At 61.6% G+C, this 16137-nt stretch carries 14 protein-coding genes and 1 tRNA gene; 6 read left to right on the top strand and 9 right to left on the bottom strand.

What is annotated here, in order from left to right; all coding sequences use genetic code 11:
• Positions 1–31: 31 nt before the first annotated feature.
• The 3 genes from AC2ISB_RS03190 to rlmB all read right to left on the bottom strand — a co-directional run bounded on the left by AC2ISB_RS03190 (position 32) and on the right by rlmB (position 2201).
• On the bottom strand, positions 32–610 hold the full coding sequence (locus AC2ISB_RS03190; RefSeq protein WP_339109369.1) for a cupin domain-containing protein: 579 nt from the start codon (positions 608–610) through the stop codon (positions 32–34).
• Positions 611–761: 151 nt separating this feature from the next.
• Positions 762–1187, bottom strand: coding sequence for a CoA-binding protein (locus AC2ISB_RS03185; RefSeq protein ID WP_339109368.1), 426 nt, complete (start codon positions 1185–1187; stop codon positions 762–764).
• A gap of 216 nt (positions 1188–1403) precedes the next feature.
• On the bottom strand, positions 1404–2201 hold the full coding sequence (rlmB, locus tag AC2ISB_RS03180) for a 23S rRNA (guanosine(2251)-2'-O)-methyltransferase RlmB (protein ID WP_486576082.1): 798 nt from the start codon (positions 2199–2201) through the stop codon (positions 1404–1406).
• A gap of 138 nt (positions 2202–2339) precedes the next feature.
• On the opposite strand from rlmB, the gene AC2ISB_RS03175 reads away from it, so the two are divergent.
• The 4 genes from AC2ISB_RS03175 to AC2ISB_RS03160 all read left to right on the top strand — a co-directional run bounded on the left by AC2ISB_RS03175 (position 2340) and on the right by AC2ISB_RS03160 (position 8905).
• A tRNA-Tyr gene (locus AC2ISB_RS03175) sits at positions 2340–2423 on the top strand.
• Between the two features lie 131 nt (positions 2424–2554).
• The gene (locus tag AC2ISB_RS03170; RefSeq protein WP_339109366.1) at positions 2555–3547 is read left to right on the top strand and encodes a hypothetical protein; all 993 of its coding nucleotides are present in this window, start codon (positions 2555–2557) and stop codon (positions 3545–3547) included.
• 190 nt (positions 3548–3737) lie between these two features.
• Positions 3738–6836 carry a hypothetical protein gene (locus tag AC2ISB_RS03165; RefSeq protein ID WP_486576080.1) on the top strand — a complete coding sequence of 1033 codons (3099 nt, stop codon included), beginning with the start codon at positions 3738–3740 and terminating at the stop codon, positions 6834–6836.
• Between the two features lie 167 nt (positions 6837–7003).
• Positions 7004–8905, top strand: coding sequence for a cation:proton antiporter domain-containing protein (locus AC2ISB_RS03160; protein ID WP_339109364.1), 1902 nt, complete (start codon positions 7004–7006; stop codon positions 8903–8905).
• A gap of 206 nt (positions 8906–9111) precedes the next feature.
• Here AC2ISB_RS03160 and AC2ISB_RS03155 read toward each other — a convergent pair whose 3' ends face one another.
• From AC2ISB_RS03155 to AC2ISB_RS03135, 5 genes are all read right to left on the bottom strand, one after another.
• Complete coding sequence (locus tag AC2ISB_RS03155) at positions 9112–9624, bottom strand: CarD family transcriptional regulator (protein WP_339109363.1); 513 nt, start codon at positions 9622–9624, stop codon at positions 9112–9114.
• A gap of 327 nt (positions 9625–9951) precedes the next feature.
• Positions 9952–10293 (bottom strand): ferredoxin FdxA, encoded by a 342-nt coding sequence (fdxA, locus tag AC2ISB_RS03150; RefSeq protein ID WP_339109362.1) that lies wholly within the window; start codon positions 10291–10293, stop codon positions 9952–9954.
• Between the two features lie 108 nt (positions 10294–10401).
• Complete coding sequence (locus tag AC2ISB_RS03145; RefSeq protein WP_339109361.1) at positions 10402–10713, bottom strand: RNA-binding S4 domain-containing protein; 312 nt, start codon at positions 10711–10713, stop codon at positions 10402–10404.
• A gap of 5 nt (positions 10714–10718) precedes the next feature.
• Positions 10719–13487: a helicase-related protein gene (locus AC2ISB_RS03140; protein ID WP_486576077.1), complete on the bottom strand. Its 2769-nt coding sequence runs from the start codon at positions 13485–13487 to the stop codon at positions 10719–10721.
• Positions 13488–13511: 24 nt separating this feature from the next.
• Positions 13512–14039, bottom strand: a complete 528-nt coding sequence (locus AC2ISB_RS03135; RefSeq protein WP_486576076.1) for a tetratricopeptide repeat protein — start codon at positions 14037–14039, stop codon at positions 13512–13514.
• A gap of 133 nt (positions 14040–14172) precedes the next feature.
• On the opposite strand from AC2ISB_RS03135, the gene AC2ISB_RS03130 reads away from it, so the two are divergent.
• Together AC2ISB_RS03130 and AC2ISB_RS03125 are read left to right on the top strand one after the other, a co-directional pair.
• Complete coding sequence (locus tag AC2ISB_RS03130; protein WP_339109358.1) at positions 14173–14469, top strand: SCP2 sterol-binding domain-containing protein; 297 nt, start codon at positions 14173–14175, stop codon at positions 14467–14469.
• Positions 14466–15404, top strand: a complete 939-nt coding sequence (locus AC2ISB_RS03125) for an alpha/beta fold hydrolase (protein WP_406720481.1) — start codon at positions 14466–14468, stop codon at positions 15402–15404. The genes AC2ISB_RS03130 and AC2ISB_RS03125 overlap by 4 nt, the downstream gene beginning before the upstream one ends.
• A gap of 3 nt (positions 15405–15407) precedes the next feature.
• On the opposite strand, the gene AC2ISB_RS03120 is transcribed toward AC2ISB_RS03125, so the two are convergent.
• Positions 15408–16133 (bottom strand): proteasome-type protease, encoded by a 726-nt coding sequence (locus AC2ISB_RS03120; protein ID WP_339109356.1) that lies wholly within the window; start codon positions 16131–16133, stop codon positions 15408–15410.
• Positions 16134–16137 lie beyond the last annotated feature (4 nt).

Below are 16137 nucleotides of genomic sequence, written 5' to 3'. Positions count from 1 at the left end.
CCTCGGGCGTTTTTTTCATGCAGCAGACAGATCAGAAGGTTGGCGGCGTACAGGCGCTGATCACCACACAACGTTCCGAGCCGATATTGCGGAAACGATGCGGCTTGGTGCTGGCAAATTTATACCCGTCCCCGACCTGCAGCACCTCGACCTCGCCATCGACTTCCAAAAGCAGCTCTCCCTCGACCACGAAGCCCGCTTCCTCGCCCTCATGCGTATAGGGCTCGCCCGTATCGGCGCCGGGCTCATAGGTCTCGTAAAGCATCAGCAGGGAGCTGCCCTGACTATAGCCCAATCGCCGCAGCGTGGCCGCACTGGACAGCGGGTTGATCCCCGCCCCGTCCACCTGCTCGGGGGTGATTTTTTCCAACTCGTTGTGGCGGAACACGAACTTGTCCACCACCGCCGCATCGCTCTCGAAGAATTCCGACAATGTCAGATCCAGCGCCTCAAGAATTTTCTTGAGGGACGAGATCGACGGACTGGTCTTATTGCCCTCGATCAACGAGATCATCCCATTGGTAATGCCCGACTTTGTCGCCATTTCCCGCTGTGACATCTTGCGCGCCTTACGAACCGCGCGCAATCTCGCACCCACATCAAATTCCATCGCCTGTCCCGTTTGTCTTTTCACTTCCGGCACATTTTCATAGCAGTGCTTTTGAATTTTGACGAGAAAATCGCGCAATTTCACGCATTTGCAGTGATTTTATTCGGTCAGTGCAAAAATATTAAGCAGCCACTGCAAGATCTATTGGTTTTTACAGGCCAAGTCGCGGCATTTCGATCTTCGGACAGCGATCAGCCACCACGGTTTTGCCCGCCTGTCGTGCCAGAGCTTCGGCCTCCTCGTTGCCGACGCCGATCTGCATCCAGACCACCTGCAGATGCGGCAGATGGGCCAAGGCGTCGCGGGTGATGTCCGGCATGGCCTCCGACCGGCGGAAGATATCCACCATATCCACCTCGATCTCCGGCGGGATCGCGGCAAGATCGGCATATACGGTTTCGCCCAAGGCCGTCTGCCCCGCAAGGCCGGGATTGACGGGGATCACCCGATAGCCTTTGGCCTGTAGAAAACGGGCCACCATATGCGACGGCCTGTCAGGATGCGCGGAATAGCCGACCAGGGCGATGGTCTTGGTGGTTGCGAATATCTCGCGCAGCTTGGCATCAGAAACCATCATATCCTCCGGTAACGCTCTGCCCCAGAAAAAAGCGCCCAGACCATAAGGCCGGGCGCGAGTGCGGAACGAGGGACAGTGTTCGAAGCGCAGTGGTTCCGATACTGCGCCTCCTGTCATTCAAGTTAGAAAGCATCCGGGCAATTAAAAGGCCACAATCTTGAAATCGCGCGCATGTGAACGACGGAAGCGCATTTTTCCTCGAATGTGGCGCTTGGGTCACGCCTTGGTGGCGCCGCGATTCTGGGCCGCATAAAGCGCCACGGCGGCCGCGTTCGACACGTTGAGCGACCCGAAATCTGCCGCGAAGGGGATTTTCACCAGATGATCGCACAGCTCGCGCGTGCGCTCGCGCAGCCCCGGCCCTTCGGCGCCCATCACCAGAGCAATCGGCAGATCGGGCGATTTTGCCAGACCTTCGGCCAAAGTCATCTCGGCCTCGCCCGCCAGACCATAGACAACATAGCCGATCTTCTGCAGCTCTTCGATGGCATCGCCCAGATTCTTCACCCGCAGATAGGGCTGGCGCTCCAGCGCCCCCGAGGCGGTTTTCGCCAGAGCCCCTGTCTCGGGGGCCGAATGGCGATGCGGTGCCACCACGGCACGCGCCCCGAATACCTCGGCAGAGCGCAAGATCGCCCCCACATTATGCGGGTCGGTGACACGGTCCAGCAGGACCACCACCGGCGATGCCTGCCCCGGCTCGCACAAATCCGTCACCTTACCCCAATCAAGCGGCTTCACTTCCAAAGCCGCCCCCTGATGGACCGAATCCTCGGCAATGGGCACATCTTTCGCAAAGCGGCGCACATCGACGATTTCCGGCTCCATACCGGATTGCGCGATCGCCTCGGCCAGTTTGTCAGCCGCATTCTTCGACAGGACAAGGCGCAGACGGGTGCGATCAGGGTTTACAAGCGCATCCCGCACCGCATGCAGGCCGAACAACCAGACGGTTTCGGCTGCCGCTGCGCGTTTGGAGCGTTCTTTATCGATAACCCAAGCCGGCTTTTTCATCGGATTCCCCTTATATACTTGATCTTCTTCCTGCGCATTTGCGCGACGATTGGCAAGCCCGAGAAAGAGTTGCAAGAAAAATGAAAAAAGGCGCTTGACGCTCCCGATCACTGTCCGTAAAAGCCCCCTCACAGCGTCGGGTGACGTGCTGCAAGGTGCGGCAGCGGACTGTAACTCCGCCGGGGAGACCCATGCCTGGTTCGATTCCAGGGTCACCCACCACTACCCTCTAAGGGTTTGGTGAGACGCTGTAAGCTCCTGAAAATCCGCGAAATATTCGAAAGACATTCTGGCATTATCCGTGCTAGTCTGACTCGTATTATAAATATTCCATAATTCCGGAGCGCCTTTGCATGTCGATGCCAAAGACCCAGAAAGACTTCATCGTATTCTGCGTCGCGCAGCAGGGGCGGCTGGAACATGAGGCCGTGATTTTCGTGCGCTCGTTCCGGGCCTGCAATCCCGATTTCAAGGGGCGGCTCATCGTGGCCGAGCCGACAGGCGCGCGCTGGTCGCAGCCAACGGCCATCTCTGCCGAAACCCGCGCCCTGCTGGAGGCCGAAGGCGCCGAGATCATCAGCTTCGAGAACCGGCATTTCGGCGAGAGCTACCCCTATGGCAACAAGATCGAGGCCCTGCTGGCACTCCCCCCAGAGCCCTTCCTTTTTTTCGACACCGATACCGTCTTTACGGGGCCGCTCAGCGATCTGGCGATCGATTTCGACTATCCCACGGCCTCCATGCGCCGCGAAGGCACATGGCCCGAGCCTCCGCTTTACGGGCCGGGCTATCATGACATCTGGAAGTGCCTCTATGACCGCTTCGAGATCCCCTTCGAGCCGACACTCGACCTCGGACAGCCGGAAGAATACTGGGAGCGGTTCCTCTATTTCAATGCGGGCTGGTTTCTGGGGGCGGATGCGCAGGAATTCGGCACGCGCTTTCTGCGCTATGCCCTGTCGATCCGCGACAATACCCCTGACGAGCTGGCCTGCCAGTCGCTTGACCCGTGGCTGGACCAGATTGCCCTGCCGCTTGTGATCGCCTCCTTGGGAGGTGGCCGCCCCGGACCGGAACTGGCGGGCCTCGACAGCCTGACATCCTGCCATTACCGCACGCTGCCTCTGCTCTATGCCCGCGAAAGCGATGCCGCGATCGCGATGGTCGAAGAGGTCTGCACACCGAACAAGGTGAAAAAAATCCTGAAAGCCTATGAACCGATCAAGAAGCTCGTGCTGCAAGGCAAGGGCAAGAAGATCCGCGCGCTCTTCGACCAGAACGACCTGCCCCGCCGCGAAAAAGTGATCCGTAACGCGATCAAGCGCGAGGGCCTGTGGCTGCGCTAAATCCTAGCGGGAAAAGTGCCGCGCGCCCTGCCAGACTTGGCTGCTCCAACCGGCAGCGCCTCGCCGATATGGCGATCAATTTCTTCGTTGTCAGTGGTTCGCCGCTTTTCTTGAAGGCCGTTCTCGGCTACCAGTAACAAAACACCAAAACGGTGCTTACAGGCACCGATGAGACGCACCGAGCTAGACCATGAAACCTCAATTCGCCCTGAATTTCTCGGCAGAGAATGTCAGTCTCCTTGAACGCCATCAATATGGCTGGTCAGAGCATGGTCAGGTATCGATTGGTGACGCCGAAACGCTGGAAAGCGAGATGTCGAAGCTGCGCGCCAAAGCGGTCCAGCTGGGCGGCCAGGGCTTCACCACCAAGCTTGCGATTCCCGCGACGCAGATCCTCTATACGGCGGTGCATGCGCCCGGCCCCACCATTGCCGAGCGCCGCCGCCAGATCGAAGCCGCGCTGATCGACATGACGCCTTATCCGGTCAGCGATCTGGTATTTGACTGGTCCGGCCCCGGAAAGACCGTGCATGTGGCCGTGATCGCCCGCGACACGCTGCGCGAGGCGGAGGATTTTGCCGAAACCCACGGGATGCGCCCCGTGTCTTTCGTCGCGATCCCCAAGGGCGAGGAATTTGTTGGCGAGCCGTGGTTCGGCATGACAACATTCGCACCGGACTATCTGGCACAGGGCGAACATGTGCAGCCCGATACCGATGCGATGGTCATCTGCACCCCCGAAGACGGGGCGGCCGCCTTTGCCGCCGCAGCCGCGCGCGCGGCACAGAATGACCAGCTTATGGCCGAACAGGCGGCCCGCGAAGCCGAAGAAGCGGCCTATACCCCTGCGGATATCCCCCCCGCACAAGACCCAGAGCCGCAACCGCCAGAGCCGGAGTTGCCCGCGCCGGAGCTGCCCACGCCAGATCTGCCAGAGCCGGACCTGCCCGCGCCCGAGCTTCCTCCGGCAGAGGACCTGCCCGCACCGGACTATCCGCCACAGGAGCTGCCACAGCCCGCGCCACCACAGCCCGAGCTGCCGGTTCCTCCAGCCGAACCGGAGAGCCCTGCCCCATCCGAATTCACCACGCCCGCCGCGCCGCAATGGCAAGACGCCCCCGAAGACAGCCCTCCTCCACCGTCGCTGGCAGAGGAGCTGGCCGAATATGGTCAGGAGCCGGTAGACGAGCCTTGGCAGGACCGTCAGTGGGACGATAGCGATTTCGGCACCGAATCCGGCCCCTATGCCGAGGACGAGGACGAGGACGGTTTCGCGCAGACGCCCTCGATGTCCGCACCCGCCGCACCGCAAAACCAGTGGCATCATAACGGCTCGGACCGCATCTCGATTCCGGAAAGCGACCTTGACCGCCTGCGGGCGGAATTCGGTGTGGATCGTCCGGAAGAGCTGCCGGGCAGCGAAGCCCCACTTTCCGCGCATATGTCCGAAGGCACGGCGGCAGGTGCAGGCCCGACCCGCAAGCTCTCAGGGGCGCGCCGTGATATGCCGGTCTCGGGACAGGCCGCCGGACCCGCCCTTTATGCCGAACGCGAAACGGCAGAGCCCCGCCATAGTGCAGCCGATCTTGTGGCGCAGTCAGAGCATCGCGACAGCCGCGCCGCAGGGCGCAAGGACAAACCGGCCCGCAAAGAGGGCGCGCTGCGCAAGCCCGTGGCCGATCCGGCGTTCGACACGCCCGCAGTGTCGCGCCGACCTCTGGCCGAGGATTCCCCGCCCCTCTCGGGGGCACGCGACGGGCGCGACAGGATCTCGATCACCGCGCGTGTCGGCACCACGCCCCCCTCCGCCGAGGACGAAACCGACGCGCCGACGCGCGATCTGGGTGACACCATCGGCGGCAAGCCCCGCTATCTGGGCCTTATCCTGACGGGTGCGTTGATCCTTGTTCTGGCCATTATCGCCATGCTGATGGGCGGAGAAGACACGACCGACCCCGCGCAGACCGATGTCAGCGCCACCGAACAGCAGGCGCTATCACCGACGGCGCTTGCGCAAGCCGGCTCGGAACAAACCTCCACAGCCGAAAACACGCCGGCGCAAGGCGTTCCGGCGGTACAGCCCCAAACGGCCCCGACCGGCACGGGGCAAGAGGCTGCCGCTCAGGCCATGACGGGGCATGTCGACACGCTCAGCACGCCGCCCAAACGCGACCCCGAGCCAACAGCCCCCGCTGCGCCGCCGCCCTATAACCAGCTTGCCCGCGTGCAGGCAGATGGCACGGTCACGCCGACCCCCGAAGGGGTGCTGATGCCCGGAAAATTCATGCTGGTGGCCGGCAAGCCGGACCGCCTGCCGCGCGCCCGTCCGGAGGATGTCAAATTCGCCTATAGCGAGGCGACCGGCAAACCGATGCCCTATCAGGCACCGGCTCTCAAAGGCAAAACACCGAAAGCCCGTCCCGCTGCGGTCGAGAAAGCCGCGCAAGCGGCGCAGGACAAACCGGCTCCCGCTGCTGCGCCCGAAGCCACCGCGGCGCCGGTTGCGGACACCAAGACCGCCCCCACGCCCCCCACGACCCCCGATGCGAAACCGCTTGCCAAGCCCGAGCAGGTAAAGGAGCAGACAAAGCCTGAGGCCGAGGCCTCGCAAGACGCCAAAGCTGCCGAAGAGGCCCCTGTCGAACAGGCGCGCGCAGTGGTCAATGATCCGCGCCTGTCCAGCGCCTCGCCGCTCAGGGCGCGCCCTGCGGCTGTGGCCGATGCCGCCAAGGCCGAGGCCGACCGTCGCGCCGCCGAAGAAAAAGCCGCGCAGGACGCGCAAGCTGCGATGGCATCGGCCACCGATCAGGCGGTCACCGTCTCGCGCCGACCGATGGGACGCCCGCAGAATTTCTCGAATGCTGTGCAATCCGCTTTGGCCGCCGCTATGGCCAACCGGCCTGCCGAAGCCGCCCCTGCGCCGAAAGCGCCCGCAGCTCCCAAGGCCGCCCCTAAACCCGCCCCCGTGCAGACCGCGCGCTCGGCCCCGACTGCGCCTGAAGCGGATGACGAGCCCGAGGCGAAAGCCGCGCCCAACATGCCCACGGCCGCCTCTGTCGCCAAAGCGGCAACGGATGATAATGCGATTCGTCTCAATCAGGTGAACCTGATCGGCGTCTATGGCAGCCAGAGCAACCGCCGTGCCCTGTTGCGGATGCCCAACGGGCGGTTTGTGAAAGTGCAGATCGGGGATCGCTTCGATGGCGGTCAGGTCACAGCCATTAATGACAAGTCGCTGACCTACCAGAAAGGCTCGAAAGCGTACCGGATCAACCTGATCGACGGCTGATCCTTGCCCATCGCTTGGGCGTGAGCAGGTATTGCGACGCATTACACGGAAAATCCAGTTTTTCCGGACCGCTATCTGGACTAGCCTTGCGAAAACCCTGCGGGACTTGCGCGCCGCACGGTGACGGGCGGTGCGTGGCACCCTGAATTGAAAGACGTGATCGGACTATGGAAGCTTTTCTGCTTCAGGCAACGCTCTATTTGCTGGCAATGATCATCGCCGTGCCGCTGGCCACCCGTGCCAAGCTTGGATCGGTGCTTGGCTATCTGATCGCGGGGCTGATGATCGGCCCCGTTCTCGGGCTCACCGGCTCGGAAATGGATGACCTGCAGCACTTCGCCGAATTCGGTGTGGTGATGATGCTGTTCCTGATCGGACTGGAACTGGAACCGCGCGCTCTTTGGGCCATGCGGGACAAGCTGGTCGGCCTTGGCGGTTTACAGGTGGTGATCACGCTTGTCGTGGTCACGCTGTTCGCGATGATCTTGGGACAGCCGCTCTCGATTGCGCTCGCGCTGGGGATGATTTTCTCGCTCAGTTCGACGGCGATCGTCTTGCAAACCCTGAACGAGCGCAAGCTGATGCAGACGCAGGGCGGACGATCGACATTTGCGGTGCTGTTGACGCAGGATATCGCGGTCATCCCGATGCTGGCCATCCTGCCCCTGCTGGCACAACCGGGTGCACGGGCGCTTGCCAAGGCCGAGGCGCAAGCCCATAACCCCGTCTCCACCTTCATCGCCACCCTACCCGGCTGGGGTGTGACGCTGTTGACGCTGGCTGCCGTGGGTTTTGTCGTGCTGGCGGGGCATTATCTTGTCCGCCCGATTTTCCGCTTTGTGCAAAGCACCCGCCTGCCGGAAATGAACACGGCCACTGCGCTTCTGATCGTGGTCGGCATCGCAACGCTGATGAATATGGTGGGGCTTTCCCCCGCTTTGGGGACCTTCCTTGCGGGGGTGGTTCTGGCCGATAGCGAATTCCGCCACGAGCTGGAAGCCTCGATCGAGCCGTTCAAGGGCTTGCTGATGGGGCTGTTCTTCATCACTGTCGGGGCCGGAATCAACTTTGCCGTCTTCCTCAGCGCCCCGCTACAGATTACCGGCATGGTGGTCGGCATTGTCGCCATCAAGATCGCAGTGCTTTACGGGCTGGCCCACCTGTTCAAAATGCAGGGGCGCGACCACTCGCTTTTCACGCTGGGTCTGGCGCAAGCGGGGGAATTCGGCTTTGTGCTGGTGTCTTTCGCTGTCGGACAGCGGATTTTCCCCACGGCGCTGGCCGAAAAAGTGCTGCTGGTCATCGCGCTGTCGATGCTGATCACGCCGCTACTGTTCATCCTGCAGGGCGTCCTTGCCTCGCGCCAGCGCGAAGAGACCCCGAAGCCCGACGAGATCGACGAGCAGCAGCCCATCATCATTGCGGGGATCGGGCGGTTTGGTCAGGTGGTGAACCAGCTTGTCACCATGTCGGGCTTCCGGACCACCATGCTGGATAATGACCTGAAGATGATCCAGCTGATGCGCGCTTTCGGCTACAAAGGCTATTTCGGCGACCCGACCCGCCCCGAGCTTCTGGCTGCCGCAGGGATCATGAAAGCGCAGGTGCTGGTGGCCGCCCTTGATGACAAGGATGCCGTGACCCGTCTGGTGACCTATGCGCGCAAGCTGCGGCCAGATCTGCATATCGTCGCCCGTGCCCGCGACCGTGTCCATGTCTACGAACTTTACAAGGCCGGTGCCAATGACATCGTCCGCGAGATGTATGACAGCTCGCTGCGGGTGGGCCGCTACGTGCTGGAAAATGTGGGACTGTCCGAATATGAGGCGGCCGAGCTGGAACGGATCTTCTTCAAGATGGATCGCGCGATGGTCCGCGAGCTGGCCGAGGTCTGGAAACCCGGTGTGCCGATCGAGCAGAACCTTGAATATATCGCGCGCACCAAAGAGCTGAATGCGGGTCTGCAGGCCGCGATCGCGCAGCGCTTTGCCATGCGGGGCGATACCGCCCCCCCGCCGCAGGTCGATACCGACCGTCCGGCAAGTGTCGGCGAACTGGATCAATCATAGCGCGGCCCGCGTATCGGCTGTGCCTGTTCGCCGCGCCTCTTAGGCACGCGCCTTGCACAAAGCGGGAGACATGCGGCCATGAGGTTTTGCCCGAGGATGCGTCATCGCATGGGGCCGCCAAAACAGCCGGAGCCCGAAAACCGGCCTACCCAAAAATAAAAGCGGGCCCCGAAGGACCCGCCCTGTTCTCATGACCGGTCGCCCGATCAGGCCGCAGCGCGGCTGTCGAGCACCTCGTCGACTTTCTTCGCGGCACCGGCCTCGTCGGTGCCCGAAACGGCTGCGATTTCGCGGGTCAGGCGCTCGAGAGCCGCTTCGTAAAGCTGACGCTCGGAATAGGATTGCTCGCGCTGGTCATCGGCACGGTGCAGGTCGCGCACGACTTCGGCGATGGACAGCAGATCACCCGAGTTGATCTTCTGTTCGTATTCCTGCGCCCGACGCGACCACATGGCACGTTTCACCTTGGCCTTGCCCTTGAGAGTGTTGAGCGCACGCGCCACCTCATCTGCAGATGCCAGACCGCGCAGACCTGCTTCGGTCGCTTTTGCGGTGGGAACGCGAAGGGTCATCTTGTCTTTTTCGAAGGAGATGACAAAAAGTTCAAGCTTCAGGCCGGCAATCTCTTGTTCCTCAATCGACATGATCTTGCCGACACCATGAGCGGGATACACAACGTAATCGTCAGGGCGGAATTCCGATTTTTTGGTCTTGGTCATTCAGTCGCTTCCTTGCAGCCAATCCGTTTGGCCCTTACAAACAGAGCAAAAGACACCCTCGGCTGCCGAAGCGCCGTTGAGGTGCCGTAGGTCTGTGAGATCACTGATACGGTGAGCAGTCCGTAGCAGGTAGGTCCGGATCTATTGTGCCAAGACCATACCATAAAATTGGGCCTCAGGAAAGCACGGCGTCACAGCCGCACAGCTCAAGATTAATAAAACCTTTAGTTAACCGGCACTCTGCAACAGCCCCGCCAACAGAAAAATGCCAAAGACGCGACAAGGCATCTTTGGCATTTTCAGGAATTCCTGAACAACTCTAAAGAGTTATTGATCGCCCTCACCCGGCGCTTCGCTGAAATATTTCTCCAGCTTGCCGGTTTCACCGTCATATTTCTCGTGATCGGGCATCGGATCTTTTTTCTGCGTCAGAACCGGCCAGAGTTCCGAATACTTACGGTTCATCTCGACCCAGTCTTCCATCCCCGGTTCCGTATCGGGGCGAATCGCATCTGCGGGGCATTCAGGCTCGCAAACGCCGCAGTCGATGCATTCGTCGGGGTGGATCACCAGCGTGTTCTCGCCCTCGTAGAAACAATCCACCGGGCACACCTCGACGCAATCCGTGTATTTGCAGTTGATGCAGTTGTCGGTAACGACATAGGTCATGGCACGAATCCGGTCATAATTGGATGTTGAGGCTTCGTAGCCTCAAGACGCCCGTGATGCAAGACAGCCGCGCAGCATAAGACGGGCCTTGCGCAAAAGCGACACGGATCAGACGGGCTGTTCTACATCATCGGGGTCGGGCGAAACGCCTGTTTCGTCAAGGTCGCGATACAAAAGACGCGCCTCCGGTGCCGGTCCGCGCCGCTCGCCGCAGGCAAGCACTTCCAGCACCTTCACCCCGCCCTGCATGGAAAGGGTCAGAATATCGCCCGGGCCGATGGACCGCCCGGGCTTGGTGATTTTCTGGCCATTGATCCGCAGCTTTCCACCCGACACAAGACTGACGGCAAGCGTGCGGGTTTTTACAAACCGTGCCTGCCACAGCCATTTGTCGATGCGGATCTGCGGACCCCCGGCCATCGGACCTATTTCTTGTCCTTGAGCTGGGCGAGGATCGCGAAGGGGCTATCGGGATCCATGGGCTTTTCTTTCTTCGGCGGACGCGCCTCGAATTTCTGGCCACCCTTGGGGCCGCCTTTGCCCTTATTGCCCGGCTTGCCACCGCGACGCTGTTCGCCGTCATTGCGGCGATTGCCCTCGGGACGGCGCTTTCCACCCTGATTGCCACGGCCCTGACCTTCGCCCGCCTCGCGACGCGGACCACGGTTGCGCGCACGCGGCACCCATTTGAAGGTGTAGAAGACCTCCATCTCGGGGCCTTCGGCAGCGGCTGCCTCGGCCTCTTCGGCCACAACGCTCTGCTCTTCGGGGATCGGGTTCGAGGCTTCGCCTTCAGCCTTCGGCGCGGGGACCGCGACAGGCTTGGCTTTCTCGCGCTCGCCCTTCTCGGCCTCATAGCCCAGACCCTGCATCAGATCGGCGAATTGCTCGAGCGTCATGCCGGTGATCGACAGCATATCGGGGTTGGCTTCAAAGCCCCCACGGCTGTCCTGGCTGCGCAGTAGATCGGCCAGACGTTCCAGCATGTCGATGCGGATCGCGCGGCTGCCTGCGGGGCGATAGCCCGCGCGGATATAGGCGGTACGGTCGACCGTTTCGACGTTCGGGATGGTCACCAGACCCGGCGGCGGGCTTTCGGGGAAGTCATCGAGACCGTCGTAAAGCGAGGCCAGAACCAGACGCAGACGGGTCGGCGCGGGCTTCAGCAGTTGGGTCTGGAAGATGGTATATTGGCCGAAGCGCACACCATGCTTGCGCAGAAGGCCGCGCGATTCCTGATCCAGATCCTTGACCTCATTGGCCACATCCTCGCGCGGGACGATGCCCATGCCTTCCACCAGACGGAAGGCAAAACCGCGTGCCAGCCCCGTCACGCCCTCATCGCGCGACATCGCCAGAAGCGGCTCGAAGAGGGCTGCAACCTTACGGTCGATGAAATGCTGCAAGCGGCGCGTGACCTTCTCGGCCACATCCGCGCCCGCCTCGTCATCGACGAAAGCCTGCACGGAGGGTTTGAGCGGATCATCGCCCTTCACCAGCTTGCCGACAGCCGTCGTGCCCCACATCAGACCACCCTGTTCGGTGAAGTCCATCTCTGTGTCGGGGGCATTATAGAACCGATCCGCCCGCAGGCTGAATTCGGGCTTGAGCGCCTCATAGGCCGCACGGGCCAGCATTTTCGCCTCGTCGGGGCTGGACGTACCGTCCTGCTGGAAGCGGAATCCATCCAGACGGCCAGCGAATTCGCCTTCAACCGTCACTTCACCCTTGTCGTTCACCTCGGCCACGAGGGTCTCCTTCTGCTTGAGCCGCCGCAACAACACACTCGTGCGCCGGTCCACAAATCGTTGGGTCAGCGCGCTATGCAACGCATCTGACAATCTGTCTTCTACAGCGCGAGTCTCCTCACGCCAATGCATTTCGTCTTCTACCCAGCCTTTGCGCTGAGCGACATAGGTCCATGTGCGGATAAACGCCAATCGGCGCGAAATGGCATCAATATCGCCATGCACCCGATCAATCCTCTCGACCTGACGCGCCAGCCAATCGCTAGGCACACCTTTTCCGGTCTGCAAGAACTCGAAAATCCGCGCCAGCAGGGTGGCATGTTCCATTTCAGAAATCGAGCGGAAATCCGGAATGCGGCACACATCCCACAACAGCCGCACATCTTTTGGGCTGGAAAGGCGGTCGATCACCTCGGGCATCGCGGTCAGCGCCTTCAGCGCACGCAGGTCATCGGCCTCGCGGCCCCGCGTCAGACGCTCGTGCTGGGGCTGCTGTTCCAGCGAGGCGATCAGCCGCTCGGTCGTGCCGAACTCCAGCTTGGAGTTACGCCATTGCAAACGGTCCAGCGGCGCGAAACGGTGGTTTTCCACCGCCTCGACAACGCCCTCCTCAAAGGGCCGCGCCTCGCCGGTCACGCCAAAGGTGCCATCGGTCTTGTAGCGCCCTGCCCTTCCTGCGATCTGGCCGATCTCATAGGGAAACAGCGACCGCATCCGGCGGCCATCGAATTTCACCGTCGAGGAAAAGGCCACATGGTCGATATCAAGGTTCAACCCCATGCCGATCGCATCGGTCGCCACCAGATAATCGACATCGCCATTTTGATACATGGCAACCTGCGCGTTACGGGTCCGTGGGCTGAGCGCCCCCATCACCACGGCACAGCCCCCCTTCTGACGGCGCAGAAGTTCAGCGATGGCATAGACGTTATCCACCGAGAATCCGACGATGGCCGAACGCGGCGGCATCCTCGAGGTCTTTTTTGACCCCGAATAACTCAGGTTGGAAAACCTCTCGCGGCGGGTGAATTGCACCCGATCCACCAGCGCAGCAATGGCGCCCTTCATGGTCTCGGAGCCCAGAAGCAGCGTCTCGTGCAGACCGCGCGCATTCAGCAGACGGTCGGTAAAGACATGGCCGCGCTCGGGGTCGCCACAAAGCTGGATCTCGTCCAGGGCCAGAAAATCCACGCCCATATTATCGGGCATCGCCTCGGTGGTGCAGACCCAATATTGCGTGCGCTCGGGGACGATGCGTTCCTCCCCCGTCACCAAAGCCACCACCGACGGCCCGCGCATCGCCACGATCCGGTCATAGACCTCGCGCGCCAGAAGACGCAGCGGCAGGCCGATCATGCCCGTCCGATGCCCCAGCATCCGTTCGATGGCGTAATGCGTTTTGCCGGTATTGGTCGGCCCAAGGACCGCTGTCACTCGTCCAGACATGGTTCCTTTCGTGCCCGTGGCAGGCTAGAGCGCCTTGCCACCAAGCTCCTTTTCAAGCCGGTCAATCGCGTCTTTCACATCCTCCTGATGCGGATTCAAGCCGAAAGACGCCTGATAGGCTTTCAGCGCGCGCTTATTGTCTCCGGTTTCCTCGAGGATCGTTCCGATGCCTGCCAACGCCACCCAATGGCGCGGCTCCAGACGCAGGGTCTGCGCCAGATCCGCAATCGCGGGGCCATAAAGCCCTGCCGAATAATAGGCCTGCGCCCGCGCATTCCACCCCGCCGCAAAGTCGGGATCATGATCGACAAGCGCCGTCAGATGCTCGATGGCGGCCTCGCTATCGCCTGCATCCAGCGCATCCTCCCCACGCTTGAGCAAAAGATCCATCGCTGCAGACCCCGAACGCGACCATGCCCTTTCGATATCCGATTGCGCCCGCGCCCATGCCGCATTGTCGGGATCGGCCAGCTCGCTGAAGGCACTATCCACCCCCGAATCGGCATGCGTGGCCGCAGACTCCGCCCATGCCTTTGCTAAACACAGGCTCATACACAGACAAACGGCACATAGCCGCCGAAAAGAAACGAAAAATTTGTCTGTCCATTGGATCGTGCTCATGGTGAAAGAGTACCTGAAACGAGTTCGAAATCGAGCCCCCTGATATCACTTTTCGGAGCACCCCATGAGCAAAGTTATCGCCGCCGCCGTCGAAGCCCTCGAAAAACGCCTGCCCGAAGGGTTTCCGCAGGTCGCGAAATTCGTGATCCATGATGAAGGCGCCATCATCGCGGACCCGCAAGGCGTGCGCGCAGGCGACGCCGAAACCCCCGCCGATGTCACGCTCAGTGCCTCGCGCGAGACCTTCGAGGGCATGCTGGGGGGCACCGTCAATCCGATGAGCGCCTATATGACCGGCAAGCTGAAACTGGACGGCCCGATGGGGCTGGCCATGCAGTTGGGGCAGGCGCTGGCCAAATGACCCCCGCCCCCTTTTATGCCGACATGGCGCGCGGACCCGATGGCGGTCAGGCGTTCTGGCTGCGCACGGCAGACGGGGTGCGCATCCGCATGGGTATCTGGCCCGCACCGCCCAGCGCCCGTGGCACCGTATTCCTTCTGCCGGGCCGCACCGAATATATCGAGAAATACGGCCCTGCCGCCGCCGATTTTGCCGCCCGCGGCTTTGCCACGCTGGCAATAGACTGGCGTGGGCAGGGGCTGGCCGACCGTGCGTTGGAAGACCGGATGAAAGGGCATGTCAGCCATTTCGACGCCTTCCAGAGCGACCTTGACGAAGTGATCGAGAACGCAGCCCTGCTCGGCTTGCCGCGCCCCTGGTTTGTGGTCGGCCATTCGATGGGCGGTGCCATCGCGCTGCGCCGGATCATGGATGGCAGCCCTTTTGCGGCCTGTGCCTTTTCCGCCCCGATGTTCGGCCTCAAACTGCCCCCGCCCCTGCATCTAATCCGCAAACCGCTTGCCAAGCTGATCCGGCAGATGCGCCTTACCGGCCTTTTCCCGCCCGGCATGGGGCCGGAATGCTATGTGCTCAAGACCCGTTTCGAGGATAACCTGCTGACCAAAGACCGCGAGATGTGGGCGTTTCTTGTCGATCACGTCACCCGCGTGCCCAAGCTGGCTCTTGGCGGGCCGACATTGGGCTGGGCCGCCGAGAGCGTACTGGAATGCGACCGTCTGGCGATGCGCCCTGCCCCCGATATGCATTGCTACTGCTCGGTGGGCACGGACGAGCGCATCATCGATGTCGCGGCGGTCGATTACCGCATGCGCGGCTGGCGCCGCGGCGTTCTGGACTGGATCGACGGGGCAGAGCACGAGGTCATGATGGACAGCGCCGCACGACGCAAACAGTTTTTTGACGGGTGCGTCGCCGCTTTCGAAAAGGCGCTCTGACCCTCAGATCTGGATCTCGGAGAACCCGTCGCGCAGCACATCCGACCATGCCTGCGACATCGCCATGAATTGCGGGTCCTGCGCCTCGATCCGCGTGGTCTCGCCCAGACATAGCGCACCTTTGCGGATAACAGCCAGATCCAGCGGCATCCCCACAGACAGATTGGACCGCAGGGTGGAATCCATCGACAGCAGCACGGCCTTTTTGGCATCGTCAAGCGAGGTCGACATGCGCACGACGCGGTCAAGGATCGGCTTGCCATATTTATGCTCGCCGATCTGTAGGAAGGGCGTGTCTTCGGTGGCCTCGATGAAATTGCCTTCGGGATAGACAAGGAACATCCGCATCGCACCATCCTGACGCTGCCCCGCCACAATCATCGAGGCCGAGGTCGAGACTTGCGACATCTCCATTTTGGCATTGATCGAACTGCGCACCCGCGCCAGCGTCGCACCGATGATCTCGGCCACTTTCAGCATCGTGGGAGCCAGCATGATCGACTGGTCCGCTGTCGCTTCGGGATCATCGATCGCCTCGCGCAACTGCGCGATGGTGGTCTGCGTGACCGACAGCGACCCCGCCGTCATCACGGTGATCACCCGCTCCCCCGGACGTTCGAAGGTGAACATCTTCTTGTAGGTCGAGATATTATCCAGTCCGGCATTGGTCCGCGTATCGGACAATAGCACCATTCCGGCATCCAGCAGCAGTCCGACACAATAGGTCATGATG

The sequence above is a fragment of the Thioclava sp. NS-SX20 genome (assembly GCF_057380695.1).
Note: the sequence above shows the minus strand (reverse complement) of the source record. Positions and strands in the feature narration are given on the sequence as shown.

What these genes read in the sequence shown, in the direction of transcription:
- AC2ISB_RS03125 (WP_406720481.1), top strand. Translation starts at nt 14,466, where the DNA reads ATGACCCCCGCCCCCTTTTATGCCGACATGGCGCGCGGACCCGATGGC.
- fdxA (WP_339109362.1), bottom strand. Translation starts at nt 10,293, where the DNA reads ATGACCTATGTCGTTACCGACAACTGCATCAACTGCAAATACACGGAT.
- AC2ISB_RS03190 (WP_339109369.1), bottom strand. Translation starts at nt 610, where the DNA reads ATGGAATTTGATGTGGGTGCGAGATTGCGCGCGGTTCGTAAGGCGCGC.
- AC2ISB_RS03130 (WP_339109358.1), top strand. Translation starts at nt 14,173, where the DNA reads ATGAGCAAAGTTATCGCCGCCGCCGTCGAAGCCCTCGAAAAACGCCTG.
- AC2ISB_RS03170 (WP_339109366.1), top strand. Translation starts at nt 2,555, where the DNA reads ATGTCGATGCCAAAGACCCAGAAAGACTTCATCGTATTCTGCGTCGCG.
- AC2ISB_RS03185 (WP_339109368.1), bottom strand. Translation starts at nt 1,187, where the DNA reads ATGATGGTTTCTGATGCCAAGCTGCGCGAGATATTCGCAACCACCAAG.
- AC2ISB_RS03120 (WP_339109356.1), bottom strand. Translation starts at nt 16,133, where the DNA reads ATGACCTATTGTGTCGGACTGCTGCTGGATGCCGGAATGGTGCTATTG.
- AC2ISB_RS03135 (WP_486576076.1), bottom strand. Translation starts at nt 14,039, where the DNA reads ATGAGCCTGTGTTTAGCAAAGGCATGGGCGGAGTCTGCGGCCACGCAT.
- AC2ISB_RS03140 (WP_486576077.1), bottom strand. Translation starts at nt 13,487, where the DNA reads ATGTCTGGACGAGTGACAGCGGTCCTTGGGCCGACCAATACCGGCAAA.
- AC2ISB_RS03155 (WP_339109363.1), bottom strand. Translation starts at nt 9,624, where the DNA reads ATGACCAAGACCAAAAAATCGGAATTCCGCCCTGACGATTACGTTGTG.
- AC2ISB_RS03145 (WP_339109361.1), bottom strand. Translation starts at nt 10,713, where the DNA reads ATGGCCGGGGGTCCGCAGATCCGCATCGACAAATGGCTGTGGCAGGCA.
- rlmB (WP_486576082.1), bottom strand. Translation starts at nt 2,201, where the DNA reads ATGAAAAAGCCGGCTTGGGTTATCGATAAAGAACGCTCCAAACGCGCA.
- AC2ISB_RS03160 (WP_339109364.1), top strand. Translation starts at nt 7,004, where the DNA reads ATGGAAGCTTTTCTGCTTCAGGCAACGCTCTATTTGCTGGCAATGATC.
- AC2ISB_RS03165 (WP_486576080.1), top strand. Translation starts at nt 3,738, where the DNA reads ATGAAACCTCAATTCGCCCTGAATTTCTCGGCAGAGAATGTCAGTCTC.